General features: G+C 36.0%; 19 protein-coding genes. 1 reads left to right on the top strand and 18 read right to left on the bottom strand.

The window, feature by feature from the left end:
* Positions 1-57: 57 nt before the first annotated feature.
* Positions 58-2,835: a Plug and carboxypeptidase regulatory-like domain-containing protein gene (locus FW781_RS20480; RefSeq protein ID WP_149389128.1), complete on the bottom strand. Its 2,778-nt coding sequence runs from the start codon at positions 2,833-2,835 to the stop codon at positions 58-60.
* 563 nt (positions 2,836-3,398) lie between these two features.
* Between FW781_RS20480 and FW781_RS20475 the strand changes: the two genes are divergently transcribed.
* Entirely contained in the window at positions 3,399-4,280 is an 882-nt protein-coding gene (locus tag FW781_RS20475; RefSeq protein ID WP_149389127.1) for a cupin-like domain-containing protein, read from the top strand.
* A 51-nt stretch (positions 4,281-4,331) separates the two neighbouring features.
* On the opposite strand, the gene FW781_RS20470 is transcribed toward FW781_RS20475, so the two are convergent.
* The 17 genes from FW781_RS20470 to FW781_RS20390 form a co-directional block, all read right to left on the bottom strand.
* Positions 4,332-5,120 carry a T9SS-dependent choice-of-anchor J family protein gene (locus FW781_RS20470; RefSeq protein ID WP_149389126.1) on the bottom strand — a complete coding sequence of 263 codons (789 nt, stop codon included), beginning with the start codon at positions 5,118-5,120 and terminating at the stop codon, positions 4,332-4,334.
* A 98-nt stretch (positions 5,121-5,218) separates the two neighbouring features.
* On the bottom strand, positions 5,219-6,943 hold the full coding sequence (locus tag FW781_RS20465; RefSeq protein ID WP_149389125.1) for a M14 family metallopeptidase: 1,725 nt from the start codon (positions 6,941-6,943) through the stop codon (positions 5,219-5,221).
* A gap of 126 nt (positions 6,944-7,069) precedes the next feature.
* Complete coding sequence (locus FW781_RS20460) at positions 7,070-7,801, bottom strand: metallophosphoesterase family protein (RefSeq protein WP_149389124.1); 732 nt, start codon at positions 7,799-7,801, stop codon at positions 7,070-7,072.
* A gap of 1 nt (position 7,802) precedes the next feature.
* Complete coding sequence (locus tag FW781_RS20455) at positions 7,803-8,345, bottom strand: RNA 2'-phosphotransferase (RefSeq protein WP_149389123.1); 543 nt, start codon at positions 8,343-8,345, stop codon at positions 7,803-7,805.
* Between the two features lie 10 nt (positions 8,346-8,355).
* Positions 8,356-9,297: an ADP-ribosylglycohydrolase family protein gene (locus FW781_RS20450; RefSeq protein ID WP_149389122.1), complete on the bottom strand. Its 942-nt coding sequence runs from the start codon at positions 9,295-9,297 to the stop codon at positions 8,356-8,358.
* Positions 9,297-9,983 (bottom strand): SIR2 family NAD-dependent protein deacylase, encoded by a 687-nt coding sequence (locus tag FW781_RS20445; RefSeq protein WP_149389121.1) that lies wholly within the window; start codon positions 9,981-9,983, stop codon positions 9,297-9,299. The genes FW781_RS20450 and FW781_RS20445 overlap by 1 nt, the downstream gene beginning before the upstream one ends.
* Before the next feature lie 4 nt (positions 9,984-9,987).
* Positions 9,988-10,494: an O-acetyl-ADP-ribose deacetylase gene (locus tag FW781_RS20440; RefSeq protein WP_149389120.1), complete on the bottom strand. Its 507-nt coding sequence runs from the start codon at positions 10,492-10,494 to the stop codon at positions 9,988-9,990.
* Entirely contained in the window at positions 10,491-11,126 is a 636-nt protein-coding gene (locus tag FW781_RS20435; RefSeq protein ID WP_149389119.1) for a DUF4291 domain-containing protein, read from the bottom strand. The genes FW781_RS20440 and FW781_RS20435 overlap by 4 nt, the downstream gene beginning before the upstream one ends.
* Positions 11,123-11,938 (bottom strand): TIGR02452 family protein, encoded by an 816-nt coding sequence (locus FW781_RS20430; protein ID WP_149389118.1) that lies wholly within the window; start codon positions 11,936-11,938, stop codon positions 11,123-11,125. The genes FW781_RS20435 and FW781_RS20430 overlap by 4 nt, the downstream gene beginning before the upstream one ends.
* Entirely contained in the window at positions 11,928-12,353 is a 426-nt protein-coding gene (locus FW781_RS20425) for an ADP-ribosylation/crystallin J1 (RefSeq protein ID WP_149389117.1), read from the bottom strand. The genes FW781_RS20430 and FW781_RS20425 overlap by 11 nt, the downstream gene beginning before the upstream one ends.
* Positions 12,354-12,399: 46 nt before the next feature.
* A complete protein-coding gene (locus tag FW781_RS20420) occupies positions 12,400-12,876 on the bottom strand; it encodes a macro domain-containing protein (RefSeq protein ID WP_149389116.1) in 477 nt (158 codons plus the stop codon).
* Between the two features lie 73 nt (positions 12,877-12,949).
* A complete protein-coding gene (locus tag FW781_RS20415; RefSeq protein WP_149389115.1) occupies positions 12,950-14,020 on the bottom strand; it encodes an adenylosuccinate synthetase in 1,071 nt (356 codons plus the stop codon).
* Between the two features lie 57 nt (positions 14,021-14,077).
* Complete coding sequence (locus tag FW781_RS20410; RefSeq protein ID WP_149389114.1) at positions 14,078-14,932, bottom strand: hypothetical protein; 855 nt, start codon at positions 14,930-14,932, stop codon at positions 14,078-14,080.
* A gap of 2 nt (positions 14,933-14,934) precedes the next feature.
* Complete coding sequence (locus FW781_RS20405; protein WP_149389113.1) at positions 14,935-15,270, bottom strand: hypothetical protein; 336 nt, start codon at positions 15,268-15,270, stop codon at positions 14,935-14,937.
* A 76-nt stretch (positions 15,271-15,346) separates the two neighbouring features.
* Positions 15,347-15,895: a 2OG-Fe(II) oxygenase gene (locus tag FW781_RS20400; RefSeq protein WP_149389112.1), complete on the bottom strand. Its 549-nt coding sequence runs from the start codon at positions 15,893-15,895 to the stop codon at positions 15,347-15,349.
* A 28-nt stretch (positions 15,896-15,923) separates the two neighbouring features.
* Positions 15,924-16,466 (bottom strand): NADAR family protein, encoded by a 543-nt coding sequence (locus FW781_RS20395; RefSeq protein ID WP_149389111.1) that lies wholly within the window; start codon positions 16,464-16,466, stop codon positions 15,924-15,926.
* Positions 16,467-16,795: 329 nt separating this feature from the next.
* The gene (locus FW781_RS20390; RefSeq protein WP_149389110.1) at positions 16,796-17,491 is read right to left on the bottom strand and encodes an NUDIX hydrolase; all 696 of its coding nucleotides are present in this window, start codon (positions 17,489-17,491) and stop codon (positions 16,796-16,798) included.
* Between the last annotated feature and the right edge of the window lie 120 nt (positions 17,492-17,611).

The raw sequence follows: 17,611 nt of genomic DNA, 5'->3' as shown, positions 1-17,611 counted from the left end.
TTTTAATACATCAGTATATCTCAACAAAAAACCAATCCGGCTGGATTGGTTTTTATTTTATTTAAAGTTGAATTTTACCGTTAACATGACCTGGCTAGGGCGGAGTTGGATCTTCGTGTAAGAAGAGCTGTTCGTTGTTTGATTAATATTATACGTTTCAAAGAATTTTCTGTTAGCGATATTTAACCATTTAATTTCAAAGTCAATTTTCTTTTTAGACCAAGAAAACTGATATGAAACATCATAGAATCCATTCTTGTATTTATTAATTCCATCACTTGTATTTACCTGATCCCAATTGAATCCAATCGTATGATTTTCTAGTGGATAGAAATAAACTGCCAAATTGTGATTAAACCCTGTATTTACTCCAAGTCTGCTTTGATTAGTACTTAAACCAATATTATCCTGTTTGTTTCTTGATAAATTAAGGGTATAATCTATACTTGCCCAGCTGAAATAGGTATTATTAAACTTAAGCCCGTAAGTCTGAGTATTGTTTTTACTTAAATATTGTGTATCATCCAAGAATGCATCAGATTTTGACAATGTATTTCCATAGTTCACAGAAGCATTGGTTTTGAATTTTGGAAAATATTTACCAACCTCAATATTGAATCTATTGGTCTTTGAATGATTCTCTCTTTCAATGTATCTTATTAAAGTAGAACCCGTTGCTGCATCCAAAATTGGAGAAGAAAGTAAGTTTCTTTTACTATCACTCAATGAATAATTTATATTAAAGAATAGATTGTTTAATGGGTTTCTGTATTCAATCCGTGATCCTGCACTTTTTGAAGTTATTTGAGGAATTGGATTATTGGGATCCATCACATTAAATCCTCTTGGACTTAATAACATATATCCCGCATAAGCCGTCTGAATATCTCCAAAATTGTTGCTGATGTTTCCGTTCAGGCTTGCTTTCCAAAATGAAGCAAATGAATACTGAACAAATGCGTTTGGAGTGAATGTTGTCTTATTTAGTGATTTTGACACCCCTCTTAGGTCATCTTCAGCCTTAATGTTGTTGAAATTTGCTGGGAAATTAGCAAAAATACTCCAAGCTTCAGATTTATAATTAACTCCTACTGAAGCTGTAGGAACAATTTCTGTAAATTTCAGGTTGTTTTCATAAATACCATCACTGAAATTTGGTGGAACATCATTTGGAACAGAAGGATTAGGAACCGCCTGTCCATCAAAGTTTGTATTTAGCTTATCTGTAGAAAAATCAAATCCCACCTGAGGAGTGAATGTCCACCCTTTTGTAGAAAAACTGATATTTGCTGAATGTGAAGTATCTAAAGTTTTTAATCTGAACTGTTGTAATGCTAAAGTTCCTGGTGCAAAATTTACAACACCATATTTATCTTTTTCATTCGGATCATTTGGATTTACCTTTGGAAGTTTATATGGCAACTGTAAATAACTTGCCGGATCTACTGTCAATGTCTGTTGATCGTCCTGGTAATTGATATATGATTTGAAATTCACCATCTTTTCTCCCCAGGGGATGATAGTACTCAATGAATTTTGAAAAGATGATGTAGGAGATTCCACAGCTTGATTTCCAGATCTTCCAGCTCTGTCTGCAAAAGCTCTGTCTGCATTCCAGAACTGGCTGAAACTTGTGGTATTTTTAAAGAACCCTTTCTTAGCGTTCTTGGTAAAAATCAATTCACCTTTCAGTTTATCCGTATAAAAATTATTTCTGGTACTCATTACTACCGTTGACTGTTGTGGTCTATCTTTAGTTGGGAAATAAGTCGTTTCATTATAATCTTCCCTTTCCACTGCATTGTTGGTATAATTTGCATTAACCTTTAATTCCCATTCTTTCTTTTTATCAATATTTGTTAAGAAATTCGCAGACAAATAATGAACATTATTCATCAAATACCTTTTCACTGGCAGATTTGGAGTCGACGCATTCTCCACATTCAACCAGTTATTCTGAGAAATATTACTTCTTCTTCCTTCCCATGAGCTTCCAAATGCCAGAATATTTCCTTCATTTTCCACCTGCTCACCCATATTATTGGTTTTATAATTGACTACCCACTGGCTTTTCTGTCCAAAGAACATTGGGGTCAGTTTTACATTCCAAAGCCATGGATCTCCGAATCCTGTTCCTACTTCTCCTCTACCAGTCATGGTTACGGAGTTTTTCAGTTTGATATTGATGGCCGCCTGATCTGAAGGCACTTTGTCCTGAAGTATTTTTACCGGCTGGTGGTTTTCTAGTACTTCCACTTTCTGTACGGCATCTTTCGGAAGTGAATTGTTGATAGTACCATAGCCACCTTCCATAAGGTCTTTCCCGTTGACATAGAATTTATTAATGGCATTTCCCTGATAAAGAATTGTTCCGTCATTATTGACTTCAATTCCTGGGATCTTTTTCATTACATCCGCCAGGGTTCTGTCATTTTTACTGTTGAAAGCCTTAAGATCATAAGAAATGGTATCACCTCTTGCGGTAATCATTTTTGTTTTCAGCTGAACTTCTTTAATTTCTGTAGCTTCAGACTGCATTTTAAAATTCAGAGTCTGGTCGCTGTTACTGATTTGCTTTGTAAGCGGTTTCTGATTGAATGCTTTCACTTTAAGATCTACATTGGATTCTGCTGAAGTGAAAGTTACTTTGTATTCTCCTTTAGAATTGGTAATTCCGTAAGCCAAAATAGCATCTTTACCTGGTTCTTCTACGGTAACACTGGCACTTGGTATTGCTACGCCATCATCATCAGTAATCTTTCCTGTAACGGTCTTCTGTGCAAAAGTGATCACAGTAAAGAAAAGCATCAGAAATAAAGAAATATTTTTTTTCATACCTATTATTTGCTCAATTAGTTAATCATTGTTGTTTTTTGTTACACTTTTATAAAGATGCCTTTTATAAGTAAAAGTTAAATCCATTATCACTACAAACATAGTTATAATTTAACTTTTTACAAGCCTTAAAAAACTAATTGTAAATTCTTTTAAATTATTAACTATAATTAACAAAACAATTTTTGATTTTTTTGTGTTTTAACAGAAACATTATAGATATAATATATCAGACTCCCTGTTTTTATTTACCTTACAATATCTGTTTTAAAATTCATGACTTTATGATTTGTTAAAAAAAACAATCCATTCAATAAATACTTCATATTAATCAATAATAAATCCCCACCCGATATTGGGTTGATTATAGATGATTGATGTAGTATAAAGTCATTTTAATTCTGTTTTTACAACGAAAAGAGAGTTTTGATCAATTAATAAAAAAAATAATATTTTTAACTATTCCAAATAGCAAAATCTGATTTGAATCATAGATTAAAAAAAAATTAAAGAGGAGGTTCGTTAACATTTATTTAATAATTTTGTCATATAAATTTACTAAAATGGGAATTATTTTAAAGCCTATAGATATTGTAGATGACATTTCTAAAGAGGAATTCTACGAAAAATATCTGAAGCCAAGAAGGCCCGTTGTCATCAAGAATATGGCAAAAAAGTGGCCTGCTTACCAAAAATGGACAATGGAATACATGAAGGAGGTAGTAGGAGATGTAGAGGTTCCTTTATATGACAGCTCAAAAGCAGATCCTTCTGCTCCCATCAATTCTTCTGCCGCAAAAATGAAATTTGGAGATTATATAGATCTCATTCAGCGGGAACCTACTGATCTGAGAATATTCCTTTTTGACCCTATAAAATTTGCACCAAATCTTTTGAAAGATTATATTTCGCCCAAAGAACTCATGGGAGGATTCCTGGATAAATATCCGAATATGTTCTTCGGTGGAAAAGGATCTGAAACATTCCTTCATTTTGATATTGATATGGCACATATTTTCCACACTCACTTCAATGGAAGAAAACATATTCTTCTTTTCGATTATAAGTGGAGAGAAAGACTTTATCAGATACCATATGCAACCTACGCGCTAGAAGATTATGATATAGAAAATCCTGATTTCGCGAAATTTCCTGCATTGGATGGTGTAGAAGGAATTGAATGTTACCTTGAGCACGGAGATACTTTATTCATGCCTACAGGATGGTGGCACTGGATGAAATACCTGGATGGAAGTTTCTCTATTTCTTTAAGAGCATGGGACAAATCATGGGCAGTAAAAGCACATTCTTTATGGAACCTTACTGTACAGCGTAAATTTGACGACATCATGAAATCCAATTTCAAAAAGAGTTACATGGACTGGAAAGAGAAAATGGCCGTGAAAAGGGCAGAAATGGCTTTAAAAAGAGGCTTACCAAGATAAATAAAAAGACGTTTCAATTGAAACGTCTTTTTGATTCTATTATAAAAATTGTTATTTCTTAATAATTTTATAGCCTTTCTCGGTCTCTTTATCTTTGACTTTTACAATATAATTTCCTGCTGCCAATTCACTTACATTTACAGATCCGTTTTCTGAGTTCATCATTTCTTTTTTCACCAGCTTTCCATTAAAATCGTAGATATTGATTTCGGAGATCTTCGTTTTATTTTTGATGTATAAGTTATCTTTCACCGGATTTGGATAGATAGACGCCCGGCTGTTATCCGCTTTTACATCAGAAACCGATAGATTGTTTGCTGAAATCTGGAAATCATCTATCCCGATAAACCAGACGTCTTCAGTTGTGGAATAGAAAGCGATATAGATGGTTTGCCCTACATAAGGAGTCAGATCATATGTATACTGATTCCATGAAGTAGGAGGTTTTACTGCTGCAGCAAGTGTATTGGTAAGCCCTGCGACGGTAGGCGTTGTTGTTGATATTTTTATATCCACCGTCTCTGCAAGCCCGGCTCCTCTGTTTCTTGCCCAGAAAGTAAGCTTATCTGATACTCCGGCAGTCACCACTATAGCAGGACTAATGACATAATCATCATGGGCAGTGCTGCCATATTCCAATCCCAGAAAATGAGTTCCTGAATGCGGAGCATTGAATGAGGAATCATAGGAATCCCAGGTTTCCCAGGTTCCGGGATCTCCTCCGTTAATGACTGTCCAGTCGGCAGGCATTGTTGCCGAATCAAAACTTTGAGAATATTGTGCCAGCAAACCTATTGGTACAAAGCACAGCAGCGTTACGAATTGATAAATTTGTTTCATAGTGTTTTATTTTCACACTAATTTAATAAAAAAATAAACAAATTGATAAACAAATCGCCATAAAAAACAAAAATAATCCAAATTTTTATAAAAATCCCCTACAACACCCTATAAACAGGGTATTGTCTGAAAGTCCTTTCTTCAAAATAAGGGGAATGCCTGTACACCCAATCCAATTGGGACTCTCCATCCTCGGAAAGCTTTTTATCGGATAATTTTGCTTTTTCAAAAGCTTCTTTCATTTTTTTATCTTTTTTCAGCAGTTCAGCTGCGGTATCTTCAAAAATATAGGCAGAATAATATTCTTTCTGAGCTAAAATCCCATCGAAGAAATTCCAGTTGAAAAATGAGTCTAACGCCTCAGGCTCAAGGGTTTCTATGATATATTTTACACCAGGCTGATTGGTGGCAACCAAATAATCCCCAGCAGAAAATGTCATATCCTTACGGGAAGTGTCTACGGTAGTTTCAAAATGCAGATAGTGACCTTCATAAGGGTTTTTAACAGTTTTAAAGTCTTTGATTGTATAGGACTCCACCGTTACAGTACTGTCTTTCTGAACCGGCTTCATCTGAATCTTGTTTCTTTTAAATTCTTCGATAACACGATATTGAGACTGTGGAATCACATAATATTTAGGAATGGTAATATATCCTGTTGGAACTGCAGTAGTAAAAAGTTTTATATTCTTTGTAAAAGGTTTGTTTCTGTCATAATAAAGCCTGGGTTTCCGGGAAACTTCGCTGGGTTTATATTTTCCTTCATAGCCTTTAAAATCCATGGTAGAGAACTTAGTGGAATCTATTTTCCAACGGATTCCATATTGTTTTCCCGCCTGATATTGTTTTAAATTTTCAATACGGAGCTGTTTTATTTTGTGGTACTCTTTATCTAAATTCTGCAGGTTTACCAACATATATTTGTAAGTAGCATCTACTCTTTTATCATAAGGTTTTAACATATGGGTTTCAGGGACAGTCCCTAAGGAGTTGAAAAGAGAAGTATATCCTGTGGAATATCTTGGAGAGTCTTCAAAAGAAGCAAATCCTACTTCAGGAACATCACCATGAATATTGACATAAGGAGTACTTTCATACCCCAGTTTTTTCATATCCTCAAGATTTTTAGCCTGATAATCATTGTAAAAATAAGCTCCCAATGTTTTTCCAAGGCGTTCTTTAAAGGTTGAAATATAGGTGAATGTATATTGATAATCTGCTCCGTTGCTTACATGGTTATCTATAAATACATCTGGTTGTAACCATTGGTAGATTTCCTGAAAGCTTCTGGCATTTTTGGAATCTGCTTTAATAAAGTCTCTGTTCAGGTCATAATTCCTTGCATTTCCTCTGAAACCATATTGTTCCGGCCCATTCTGATTGGCCCTGGAGTAAGATCCTCTGTTGAGCATTCCACTCACATTATATGCTGAGATAGCAGCGATAATAAAATTCTGTGGTGTTTTGATCTTTTTAGAAGCAAGATCTCTCATCAGCATCATGGTTGCATCTATTCCATCCGGTTCTCCGGGGTGAATTCCGTTATTGACGAAGAGAATGGCTTTATCTTTTCTTAATTTTTCAAGATCTTTTTCAGGAAAAGGATTATAAACCACCACATAAATAGCTTTTCCGTTATCGTCTTCTCCTTTTTTAAGGTACTGAATGGTATTGAAGTTTTTAGCCAGATCCTGATAGTAGCTATTCATTTCGTCATAGGTAACAGTCTGATTGCCACTCCCTTTTTCAAATGGGGTCTGAAATGATTTTTGAGCAAAAAATAAGGTAGAACTCAGGGTGAGTAAAAGGTATTTCAGTTTCATTGAAGTCATATTTTTCAGACTTTAAAAGTAGCCATCTTTTATGAAAGAGAAAGATATGAAACTGCAAAATTGCTTTTAAAATTAAAACCCCCACCAATTTTGAAAACCAGTAAGGGCTATTTAAATCTATAAATTTCTTCCTTTTTCATTTGGGTATAAGGAGGGAAGCGGATCGCTTTGCCAGAATTCTTTGGAATTAATATCCATGATTGATAATGCTCCGGTATAGGCTGCACCGGTATCCATATTCCAGACATTGGCTTTGTTGGCAGGTGTTGTAATACCAATATCAAGAGTGGGCGTATGTCCGATAAATATTTCTTTGTACAAAAGCAGTCTCTTAGGATACAGCTCTGAATTCTTTTCCAGTTTTTTATCCATTGCCACAGCAGTTTCCCAGAGTGTTCTGTCCCAACGGTAATTGCTGGAATAGACTTCTTTTTCCGGCCCGTGCATGGAAGCATATCCTGCATGAATAAACAGTCGGTTCTGATCGTCAATGTGATAGTTTTTCATCCTTTGAAAGAATTCCAGGTGAAGATCCAGATCTTCCGGGAAATAATCAGCATAGCTTTCCACAGTACTTTTTCCGCCATTGAATAGCCATACATCGGGATTTTGCCCAAAGGACAGCCAATCTTCACACCAGGCATCATGGTTTCCTTTGATGAAAATACATTCCTGCCTTTCGGAAATTTCTATTAAAAGTTTAATAATTTCAGAAGATTCACTCCAGCCGTCTACATAATCTCCGAGGAAAATCAGTTGGTCATTTTCCGTGACTTCAGCTCTTTCAAGAGCCTGTTGTAAGGCTTTAAATCCTCCGTGAATGTCTCCTATTACTAATGTTCTTTTCATTTTACTTCGAAATGTATTTTGCATCTACAAAATCTGTCAGCCATACTCCGTTTGCAGACTGATAGAAAGATAACCCGTCCTGATGCATGGTTCCGGTTCTGATAGTAAGAATCACAGGTTTGCCGTGTCTCATTCCGACCTTTGTAGCAGTCTCTTTATCAGCGCTTAAGTGTACATGCTGACGGGTTCTTTTTTCAATTCCTTTTTCTAAAATGGATATGATATTACCTTCTGCAGTTCCGTGATAAAGAAATTCAGGGGGTTGTTTTGTTTCCAAAGCCAGATCTATATCTATAGAATGGCCCTGACTTGCCCTGATCATGGTTTTATCTTCATTAAAAGCAAAGCGCTTTTTATTATTGGTTTCTACTACCTCATCCAGTTCTTCGGCAGTAAAATATATTCTCTTTTTGGCAGATTTTCCTCTCAGCTCTTCTATATCTGCCCATCCGTTTTCATCCAGCGAAAGTCCTATACTTTCGGGCTGATGCCGTAAGATCAGGCTTAAAAATTTACTTATTTTTTTCTTTTCTATTTCGTTCATGGTTTGTGTTTTACTTCATTAATTTTTGGTGTAATTTCTCACATAATGCTTCAATATCATCTTTCCTCACCAGCTCCGTAATCCATTCTTCAGGAATATTTTCATATCCATAATAAATTCCGGCAATTCCTCCTGTGATGGCTCCGGTGGTATCCGTATCTTCTCCGAGGTTTACCGCTTTCAAAACTGCTTCAGAATAGCTTTCAGAGTTGAGAAAACACCATAAAGAAGCTTCCAGGCTGTGAAGAACATATCCGCCACTTTTGATTTCATCTTCGGGATATTCGGAAATATCATTTTTTAAAACTCTATTAAAAAGCTCAATTTCTTTTGGGTTAAATATCTGTTCTTCTGCATATTTCAACGCTGATTTTTGTGTATAAGTATACGCTTCTGTTTTGTCCTTACCTTTTAATAATTCGATCGCAAAAAGTACATAGATGAAACAAGCAAAAATAGACCGGAAATGGCCATGAGTTATTGCTGAGACCTCTTTTACTGTAAGATAAAGCTTTTGAATATCATTTTCATTTTCAAGATAAAAAGCAAGGGGAAGAATCCTCATCAGAGAACCATTCCCGTTATCTTCCTCAAAAATATTTCCTGAAAACCTGGCACTTTCACCTTTAATTAATCTCGCCAAGGCATGTCTTGTTGTTCCTCCTATATCGAAAAGCCTTCCATGGGCGGTCCAATGGCCATATTTATTCCATTTTACAAAGCTTTGTCCTATATTTTCCAGATCATATCCCTTGGTAAGTTCTTCAGCAAGACAAAGTGTAAGAGAGCTGTCATCACTCCAGGTTCCTTTGGGTTGATTCCAGGACATGTATTCTAGCATTTTGGTTACCGGAAAACGTTTTAAATCTTCTCTTTTTTTAAATTCTACAGGAACACCAAGAGCGTCTCCTATGCAGACGCCCATGATTCCTGCTTTTACTTTATTTTCCATCAGGCAAGGTTTACCAGTTTATCAAATAACAGTTTCATTCCCTGGGTTGCTGTTTCTTTCATGACAACGGCTCTCTGTCCGTATCCAAATCCAGTTTCATTAGGATTGATAACGATTAAAAGACAGTCATCTTTGATATCATGAATCAGTCCGGCTGCCGGATATACCTGTAAAGAAGTACCGATAACCAGTAAAATATCTGATTCTTTGACGATTTCTCTTGCCGTCTGATACAATGGAACATCTTCCCCGAACCAAACGATAAAAGGTCTTAATTGCGCCCCGTCTTCTGCTTTATCCCCGATATTGATGTCCTCTTTTTGGTCATAAATCAAGCTTTTATTATTGCATGAGCATGATTTGAACAGTTCTCCGTGGATATGAAGGATATTGGTAGATCCTGCTCTTTCGTGAAGGTCATCAATATTCTGGGTAACGACCTGAACATCGAAATGTTTTTCCAGCTCGGCCAGTAAGTGATGCGCTTCGTTGGGTTGTACTTCATGAAGCTGGCGTCTTCTCTGATTATAAAATTCAAGCACTAAAGCTCTGTCTTTTCGCCATCCTTCCGGACTTGCTACATCCGTTACATTATGATTTTCCCAGAGTCCGTCTCCGTCTCTGAAGGTTTTTATTCCGCTTTCGGCACTTATTCCTGCACCGCTTAATATGGTTAGTTTTTTCATTGGTTTAATCTAATAGTTTTTTGTAAATCATTTCATTTTCATCATCAAAGCAAACAAAAATAACTTTCTCAATGACATCTGATTTAAATTTTCTGACTTCATCTACAGCAATCTTTCCTGCCAGATCTTTTGGAAATCTGTATACTCCTGTACTGATATTGGGAAAAGCAATCGTCTTTACCCCGAGGCTTTCTGCTAATTTCAACGAATTATAATAACAAGTTGCCAAAAGTTTTGATTCTTTTTCTTTATTGTTATTCCAAACCGGGCCAACAGTATGAATAACATATTTTGCAGATAGATTTCCCGCAGTCGTTACAACAGCTTCTCCTGTATTGCATTTACCTTGTCTGTTTCTGATCGCTCTGCATTCTTCCAGTATCTGTGGACCTCCTGCTCTGTGAATGGCTCCATCAACTCCGCCTCCACCAAGTAAGGAGGAATTGGCTGCGTTGACAATTGCATCGGCGTGGATCTTTGTGATGTCTCCTTTTATTAATTCAATTTTCATTTTAGATTGAGCTTTTTGTTTAAAACCTCATCATCAAATAATAATGGCTTTTCTTCCGGAACGATAAGGTTATACAAATCATCATTTAAGACAAACTGATATTGTTCTTTCACAAAATCTGAAATGTTTTCAATTAAAATAATATCGTCTTTGGCAAAAGAACGGGTAAATTCATTTCGCAAACCTATTTGTATTGCTCTTCGTTGCAATTTATTTCCAAATGGATCATGATCCGGATCCCACTGCAACCTCACAGAGGATTCTTTCACCTGAGTCTGCCATTCTTTTCTTGAGATTTCAAGCTTATTATTGTAAGAGGAATTTACAGCATTTTCCAGATATTCTCTAAATGCATCTTTTTTCAGATGAATTGCTAAAACATATTCCTGACCTTCTTTTCTTCCCCAGCCATTGCGATACATCATCCAAAGAAAATTAGGCTTTATCCAGGTCATTCTTTCGAGACTGAAACCTCCACCAAAAAATTGGTTTTTAACAGCGAATTCTCCTATTTCTTTTCTATAGGATTGATAAACAATAATCTTCTCATCATCATACTGAGCCATGATATGATACCCTTCTTGAGGCCAATCCTGTTCTTGTTCTTTATATTTTTTTAATTTAATATTCATTGTATTTCCTCAAACGGTCCCAGCATTTCTTCTTTCTTTGTAAGCACTGCGAAAACCACTCTTTTAAATTTATTTTTATATTTTCCCTGAAAATGCTTTTTAAACAATCCTGCAATTTCTTTGGGATCGTTTCTGAACACTCCACAGCCCCATGCTCCTAATATTAAAACTTCATTTCCTTCATGTAAAGCCAGCGAAAGCATTTTATCCATTCTGACATCCATTGCGGGGAGAATTTCATATTCTCTTTCCGGTTCCTGACGTTTTACCACCCCTGCATTGACTGCCGGAGAGGTGATGAAATTACACAGAACTGGTTTAGGCAGCAATTCTCCTTTATCTTTCCTGAAAACCGGAACTTTCGGGCTGTAAATCATTGTATCAGTATAAAAACAGGATTCCATCGCGCGGTGAGTTGTATAATAATCCCAGGCCTGAAGAAGGCTTTCATACAATCCGGAAGTTCTTGCGAGACTTTCTTCCTGTGCTTCAGCTCCGTTGATAAATCCACCTCCGGGATTTTTTGCTGACGCGAAGTTCAGACACATTATTTTTCCCTGATCTTCTTCTTCAGCTAATTGTAAAATTGCTTTTAAGGAACTGCAGTTCCTTGTTTCAAACTGTGTTTCAAAATCGGTTTTCGGCATTGAGGATTCTATCATTTCTGAAAGTCTTTCCGGAGTGAAAAGAGCGGTTTGTTTTTTACTGATTTCCAGCTCGTTTTCTATATTTATTTTTTCGTTGTGTTCGTTTATATAATATTTTTTAGCAAGGATATCTAGGGTATCTTTTGCCATTCCTTTATTTGTCATTATTAGTTTTTATATTTAACATCAGTTCTTCCAGATCAGTATTTTCTGTTATTTCAAAATCATCTCCTATAAATACTTTGGTTACTTTAATGTTGCCTACAATAGCTTTATTAAAGTTCTCCAATTCTTCTGAAGGGACCCAAAGTTCATTATGGTTTCTTGCTCCTACATTCTGTGCAGGATATTGATCTGCTACTTCTTCCAATACATCAAACTGGGTTACAAAACCAAGATAGTTTCCGGCTTCATCTCGGGTATTCCATTTTTCAGCGATCTCAGAAGCATACTCTTCATTAAGTACTGGATAGAAAATGGGCTGCCAATTCAGCCTTGGAGGAAATTTTTTAAATCCACTTTCTATAATCAATATCATTTCTTTTTCTCCTACTGGTCTGTATAATGTTATCGTTTTCATCGTGTTTATTTTATTATACTGTAATTCCAATTTTTTCCGTATTAATTTATTCAAAATCATACACATACACTTCCAAATTCTTTGCAAGCAGTGTTCTTTCAATAATAGGCTCTATTTCTTCCCATTTTCCTCCAGCCAATCCACATCCGATTCTCGGCATATGAATACTTGCATTAAGCAGCAAAGCTTCATCAGAAAGTTTTTCCAAAGCTTTTTCAATAGCATCATATCGAACAGGAACTCCGTTATTTCCGGTTTTTATTCCTTTTTGCCCGATTATATTGGCTACATAAATATATTTTTCAACCTGAACCAATTGAATTTCTCCTAATGCAAAATTGTTTTTACTGCTGAAGCGGTGCCAGTTTCTGTATTCTTTTTCCGGTGCTTCCCATCTTTTAGAAACAGCCAGTACAAAACCTTTTCCCCAGCCTCCGATATCATTACAGATATGAGTGATAATTTTTATTCCTTTTGCCTGTGGAGCTGTAGCATCTCCTTTTAAATATTGTATCGTTTTCATGGTTATTTACTTTTATTCATTATCAATACCCTGGTTCTGACTCGTATAAAATTAATACTTGTATCTGCAAAATTTATAAAATCTGTTTAAAATCTTTTGAATACGGAGAATATGATCCGTAGATCGCATCAAATTCTACATCAAGTTTTTCTACTTTAAATTTCTCATCAATCTGATCTAAACAGGTAATCACAAGATTCTTTTTAGCCGGAAATACATAAGCTCCATCCAGCTTCAAAGCATAATTCAACAGGTTGTAATCTATTTCTCCTGTTCTTAATTCCTTCTGATATTCATTAAATGTACAGGTTTCTTCTTCATTATTTTTCAGGTTCATTTCTTTTTCATTGCTCATCCAGCCGTTTCCGTGGCGGGTTGTATAGCTTCTGGTCACATAATACATTTCAATGTCTTCAATTTTTAAAAGCTTACATATTTCGCAGGCATTTTTTGAAGTCGTATATGCATAGGTCACATTCGGAAAAACACCATGATCCATATCGAGTAAAATACCCTGGCTCCCTTCAAAAATAAGATGATCGAATGAAGTCAGCCAGGTATAATCATTTATTTTCCAATCAATGCTGTCAATAGCTTCTAAAAAAGGCTGTAAAAGCTCATTAACTTCTTTTTCATCTGCAAAGCCATAATAATAGGCGATTCCTTTCAGTTTTTCCATCAGCATTTCTCTGGGCGCAATCAGGTCTATGGCAAATAGTTTATAAGGACTTTCGTGTCTTTTCATGGTTGCTCCTACTCCTTTCCCACAGGTTCCGTGTTCCAGATTTCTTGCATTGGTTCTGTTCTGCCATACATCAAAAGGAGTCGTAACCTTCGCCAGTGGATGAATATGAAGCTCAATATTTCCGTTCTTTGTTTTTAATTCTTCTCTTTCATTGAGCAGAAAAACCGGATGAATAGTGCAATGTTCCGTAAAGTAAGAAGGCAAACCGCGAAGAGATCCGCTTGCAAAACTTGAATGCACATGCTTTGTATCATCAATCATCACCGTATGAGCAGCCTGCTGGCCTCCTGAGAACCGGATTACAACAGCCTCCGGATTCTGAGAAGCCAGAAAATCTGTAGTGATTCCTTTTCCTTCATCACCAAAACCAAGTCCTATTACTATTTGCGCCTTTTTCATGTCTTTTTATTTTTTGAAATCCTTAATCACAACATTTCTAATGATAATTCCGGACTTCTAAAGCATTTGAAACTGATCTAAACCTCCTGTTCCAGTTGTTCCAAAACTTTGATTTTTAAACTTATCACAGATGATTCCTTTGATAACGTTGGGAATTTCTCTGTGATCTTCTATGGAAATACAGTTTTGTCCTAATAATTCTCTCCATCCTCTGTCTGCTCTCAGTGCCTGATCGGAATGCAAAACACTGATATGGTATACTTCGTACTTTTTCTTTGCTTCTTCCAGCAGCTCAAGATGAGTATAGGTTTGCTGTCCTTTTCCCATGATTTCTCCGATGGCGGAAGCAGGAAGTGTTTTCAAGCAAGGTTCGTCGCCAACGGTAAACAGCAATCCTTTTTGTTTTCTTTTTTCAAAGGCATCTGTTCTGGTATGAAACGCTGCGAAATACCATGCTAAAAGATAGCTTTCTCCTGCATTTCCGCCGCCGCCGGACTCAATATAAGTGCGGGTGAGCCACATATCCAGCTCTGCATCTCCTGATTCAAACTGTCCCACCTGAAGCGGGTAACCATCACATTCATGATCTCCAATTCCCAGAAATAATAACGCCGGATCGGGAACACCTCCCTGGATAATTCCTCCCATCAGTTTTGGCAATCCATCTCTGATCAGTTCATGTGGAATATGCCCCATACTTCCTGTAACATCTAATCCTAAAATAATTGGAACTGAGTTGGGATGAACTTCTGAATCTCTGGATTCCCTGAAAGAAATTCCGTGAGGATTCATAGACTCATGAGCCATTCTTTTGGCATTCTGGGTGAAAATTTCACCTGCGGATTTTGTTCCGTACCCTGCTTTTCTTGCTCTGTCATAACGAGCGTCTAAATCGTATCTTGTACTTCCCATAACTATAAGGTTTTTCCAAATAAATATTCAAATCTCTTTTGGGTTACTTCGAGCTGAATATTCAGATTTCTGATTGTTAATGATAATTCCATGTCTTTCTGAGCGAATGCTTCGGGATTGAAATCCACAAAAGTCAGACTGTTCCTGTCCAGAGGACTGATATCAATAAGCCCTTCCTGTTCGCGCTCGAGTCTTTTGATTTTTAATTCGATATCTTCAACTCTGCGTCTGTAAATCAGTTCGGAGTCTGCTCCGATGATTCCTGCACGGTCTTCTCTGATCTGATCATTATTTCTCTGTAATGATTCGATAAATCTGGGTTTTAATTCATCTTCCATAGATCAATATTTTTATTTGTGTTTATATTACGCTAATTAAACAGAACATAGTAATGCCATCCTTTTTAAGAAGGATTTATTCCTTAGAATACATGATATCAGTTCTTAAAACATACTTTGTTCCACTCATCAAGGTCTTTCCTTCATGTCTCAGGGGGTGATGAAAAATCAGTGCTGTTCCTTTCTTCGGAGCTACGGTAAACAGGCTTTCAAATTCTGTTTCCCCTCCCTCAAAATCATCATTCAGATAGACCATAAAGGTGTAAAAGCTTTTCTCTTTTTCATTTCTGATATAGCTTCCGTCTCTGTGCATTTTAAACTGCTGTCCAGGTGAATATTTATAAATCCTGAGCATTTCATTAAAGTTAAGAAGCTGATATCCATCATGTTCCTGAGGTAGAAATTCAGTTGCCTTTTTAAACAGATCTTCAGCCATTGCTTCATCAAAAATCATCAGCCGGTCATTATTTCTGATTCCTTTATTCATCTGTTGCCGTCCAAATACATTGATCTTTGCTTCTTCAAAAACTTTTTCCTGCGAAAGACTGATATACTGATCACATTCTGTTTCGGTCAGAAAATCTTCAATCAGAAATATCTGTGGGTGTAATTCTGTTTTTTCCATGATTCCTATTTTGTGTTGGTGTTGTGTTTTAGTTTCTTAATTGGTCTCTTACTTCCATTAAAGCAAATCCTAAGAGGTTTTCTCCATTCCAGAGTAAGGGATTTTCTGATCTGCTATCCGTTTCCAGCATTCCGATTCCCCAAATTCTGTCATAGGGACTTGCTTCCACAAGAATTTTATCTCCCGTTGACAAAAGAAATTCTTTAAATTTCTGATTTTGAGAAAATTTCAAAAGATTTCCTTGGGTTACAATTTCATATTTATATTCGTCCCAAAGTTTCGGATTAAAGTTTTTTACTTTTCTGCCTAATGCTTTTGCCTGGTTAGGAGTAGCGGCCTTTAAGATTTCTTTTTCTGTTTCAGAATCATTAAATAACCTTGCTTTACCTGCCATCATATAGTGTTCGGCTGTTTTATAAAGGATCCCGTTTTCTTCAAATTTTCCAGGAAACCATTGGCTGAAACATGATTTAGTTACCACATCCTTTGCCGTGTGCCCCCAGAAAAAGAGAAATTTTACCCTTTCTTTCTTCTGAAATCTTTCTGTAATATTTTGTGTAGTGTATTTCATGATTGTGTTATTTCTACACAAATTTAAAATATTATCAGTCTTTGCACCAAATTTATTTGTGTTAATTTTACACTAATAAATGTAACACACTGATTTTCAGTTGTAAAATTTCATTCTCAAGAAACAGACAACACAAATTTTAATCACTAATGATACAAATCTTTAATTGGTTTAGGCTAAAGCCGAAAGAATTTGATCATAAAAAAACGGGCTAAAGCCCGCTTCTATTGAATGTTTTCAATTGATATTTTACACTGTTCTTCAAAACGTTTTATAAATATTAGTGGATATTTATGTAAACATTTGTGAGAGTTTTGGTTTAGATATAACTATTTAATTTCAAAATAAAAACCTTGTTCTTCAAGCTCTTTGTATTTTTCTTTGTTGAAAGTAAAAAGTTTTCCGGGTCTGCCGCTGCCCTCTTTTTTTACGTTATTGGTTTCGTTCAGCAATCCGTAGCTCATGATTTTCTTGCGGAAATTTCTTCTGTCGATTTCCTGTCCTACAATGGTTTTATAAAGATTTTCAAGGTCAGAAAAGGGAAATTCTTCATTGAGAAGATTGAAGCCGATCGGCTGATATTGAATTTTTGTACGAAGTCTTTTTAAGGCAGTCTCAATGATTGTTTTATGATCAAATGCCACTGAGGGAAGTTTATTGACGCTGAACCATTGTGCATCTTCCGCATCAGAATCTGCAAACAGTTCATGATAGGAAGGGTTCACAAGGCCCAGATAGGCCACAGAAACCACTCTGTTTCTCGGATCACGGCCCAGATTACCAAATGTGTAGAGTTGCTCTAAAAAATCGGGTTTTATGCCCGCTTCTTCATAGAGTTCTCTTTTTACCGCATCATCAACGCTTTCATCATCAAGAACAAGCCCACCCGGAAGAGCCCAGCCTCCTTTAAAGGGGTCAATATTTCTTTTAATCAGAAGGATCTGAAGATCTTTTTTATCAAAATATCCGAAAATAACGGCATCTACAGCCACTTTTATATCCTGTAATTTTTTTGGGGACTCCATAAATTGATTTGCGTTACGAATACACAAAGCTACGATTTATGCTCAAATTAAAAAATAATTTCGGTTATAATAAAAGTTCCTATCTTTAAGTTATCATTCTAACCAACTTAAAACTAAATT

Source organism: Chryseobacterium panacisoli (assembly GCF_008274625.1).
Classification (GTDB): domain Bacteria; phylum Bacteroidota; class Bacteroidia; order Flavobacteriales; family Weeksellaceae; genus Chryseobacterium; species Chryseobacterium panacisoli.
This window is presented reverse-complemented; position numbering and strand designations above follow the sequence as displayed.

Bases quoted from the DNA above. Each gene is read 5' to 3' on its own strand.
- FW781_RS20430 (WP_149389118.1), bottom strand. From the start codon at position 11,938: ATGACAAATAAAGGAATGGCAAAAGATACCCTAGATATCCTTGCTAAA.
- FW781_RS20460 (WP_149389124.1), bottom strand. From the start codon at position 7,801: ATGAAAAGAACATTAGTAATAGGAGACATTCACGGAGGATTTAAAGCC.
- FW781_RS20445 (WP_149389121.1), bottom strand. From the start codon at position 9,983: ATGAAAAAACTAACCATATTAAGCGGTGCAGGAATAAGTGCCGAAAGC.
- FW781_RS20395 (WP_149389111.1), bottom strand. From the start codon at position 16,466: ATGAAATACACTACACAAAATATTACAGAAAGATTTCAGAAGAAAGAA.
- FW781_RS20415 (WP_149389115.1), bottom strand. From the start codon at position 14,020: ATGAAAAAGGCGCAAATAGTAATAGGACTTGGTTTTGGTGATGAAGGA.
- FW781_RS20420 (WP_149389116.1), bottom strand. From the start codon at position 12,876: ATGAAAACGATACAATATTTAAAAGGAGATGCTACAGCTCCACAGGCA.
- FW781_RS20465 (WP_149389125.1), bottom strand. From the start codon at position 6,943: ATGAAACTGAAATACCTTTTACTCACCCTGAGTTCTACCTTATTTTTT.
- FW781_RS20400 (WP_149389112.1), bottom strand. From the start codon at position 15,895: ATGGAAAAAACAGAATTACACCCACAGATATTTCTGATTGAAGATTTT.
- FW781_RS20390 (WP_149389110.1), bottom strand. From the start codon at position 17,491: ATGGAGTCCCCAAAAAAATTACAGGATATAAAAGTGGCTGTAGATGCC.
- FW781_RS20450 (WP_149389122.1), bottom strand. From the start codon at position 9,297: ATGGAAAATAAAGTAAAAGCAGGAATCATGGGCGTCTGCATAGGAGAC.
- FW781_RS20470 (WP_149389126.1), bottom strand. From the start codon at position 5,120: ATGAAACAAATTTATCAATTCGTAACGCTGCTGTGCTTTGTACCAATA.
- FW781_RS20475 (WP_149389127.1), top strand. From the start codon at position 3,399: ATGGGAATTATTTTAAAGCCTATAGATATTGTAGATGACATTTCTAAA.
- FW781_RS20405 (WP_149389113.1), bottom strand. From the start codon at position 15,270: ATGGAAGATGAATTAAAACCCAGATTTATCGAATCATTACAGAGAAAT.
- FW781_RS20425 (WP_149389117.1), bottom strand. From the start codon at position 12,353: ATGAAAACGATAACATTATACAGACCAGTAGGAGAAAAAGAAATGATA.
- FW781_RS20480 (WP_149389128.1), bottom strand. From the start codon at position 2,835: ATGAAAAAAAATATTTCTTTATTTCTGATGCTTTTCTTTACTGTGATC.
- FW781_RS20455 (WP_149389123.1), bottom strand. From the start codon at position 8,345: ATGAACGAAATAGAAAAGAAAAAAATAAGTAAATTTTTAAGCCTGATC.
- FW781_RS20440 (WP_149389120.1), bottom strand. From the start codon at position 10,494: ATGAAAATTGAATTAATAAAAGGAGACATCACAAAGATCCACGCCGAT.
- FW781_RS20410 (WP_149389114.1), bottom strand. From the start codon at position 14,932: ATGGGAAGTACAAGATACGATTTAGACGCTCGTTATGACAGAGCAAGA.
- FW781_RS20435 (WP_149389119.1), bottom strand. From the start codon at position 11,126: ATGAATATTAAATTAAAAAAATATAAAGAACAAGAACAGGATTGGCCT.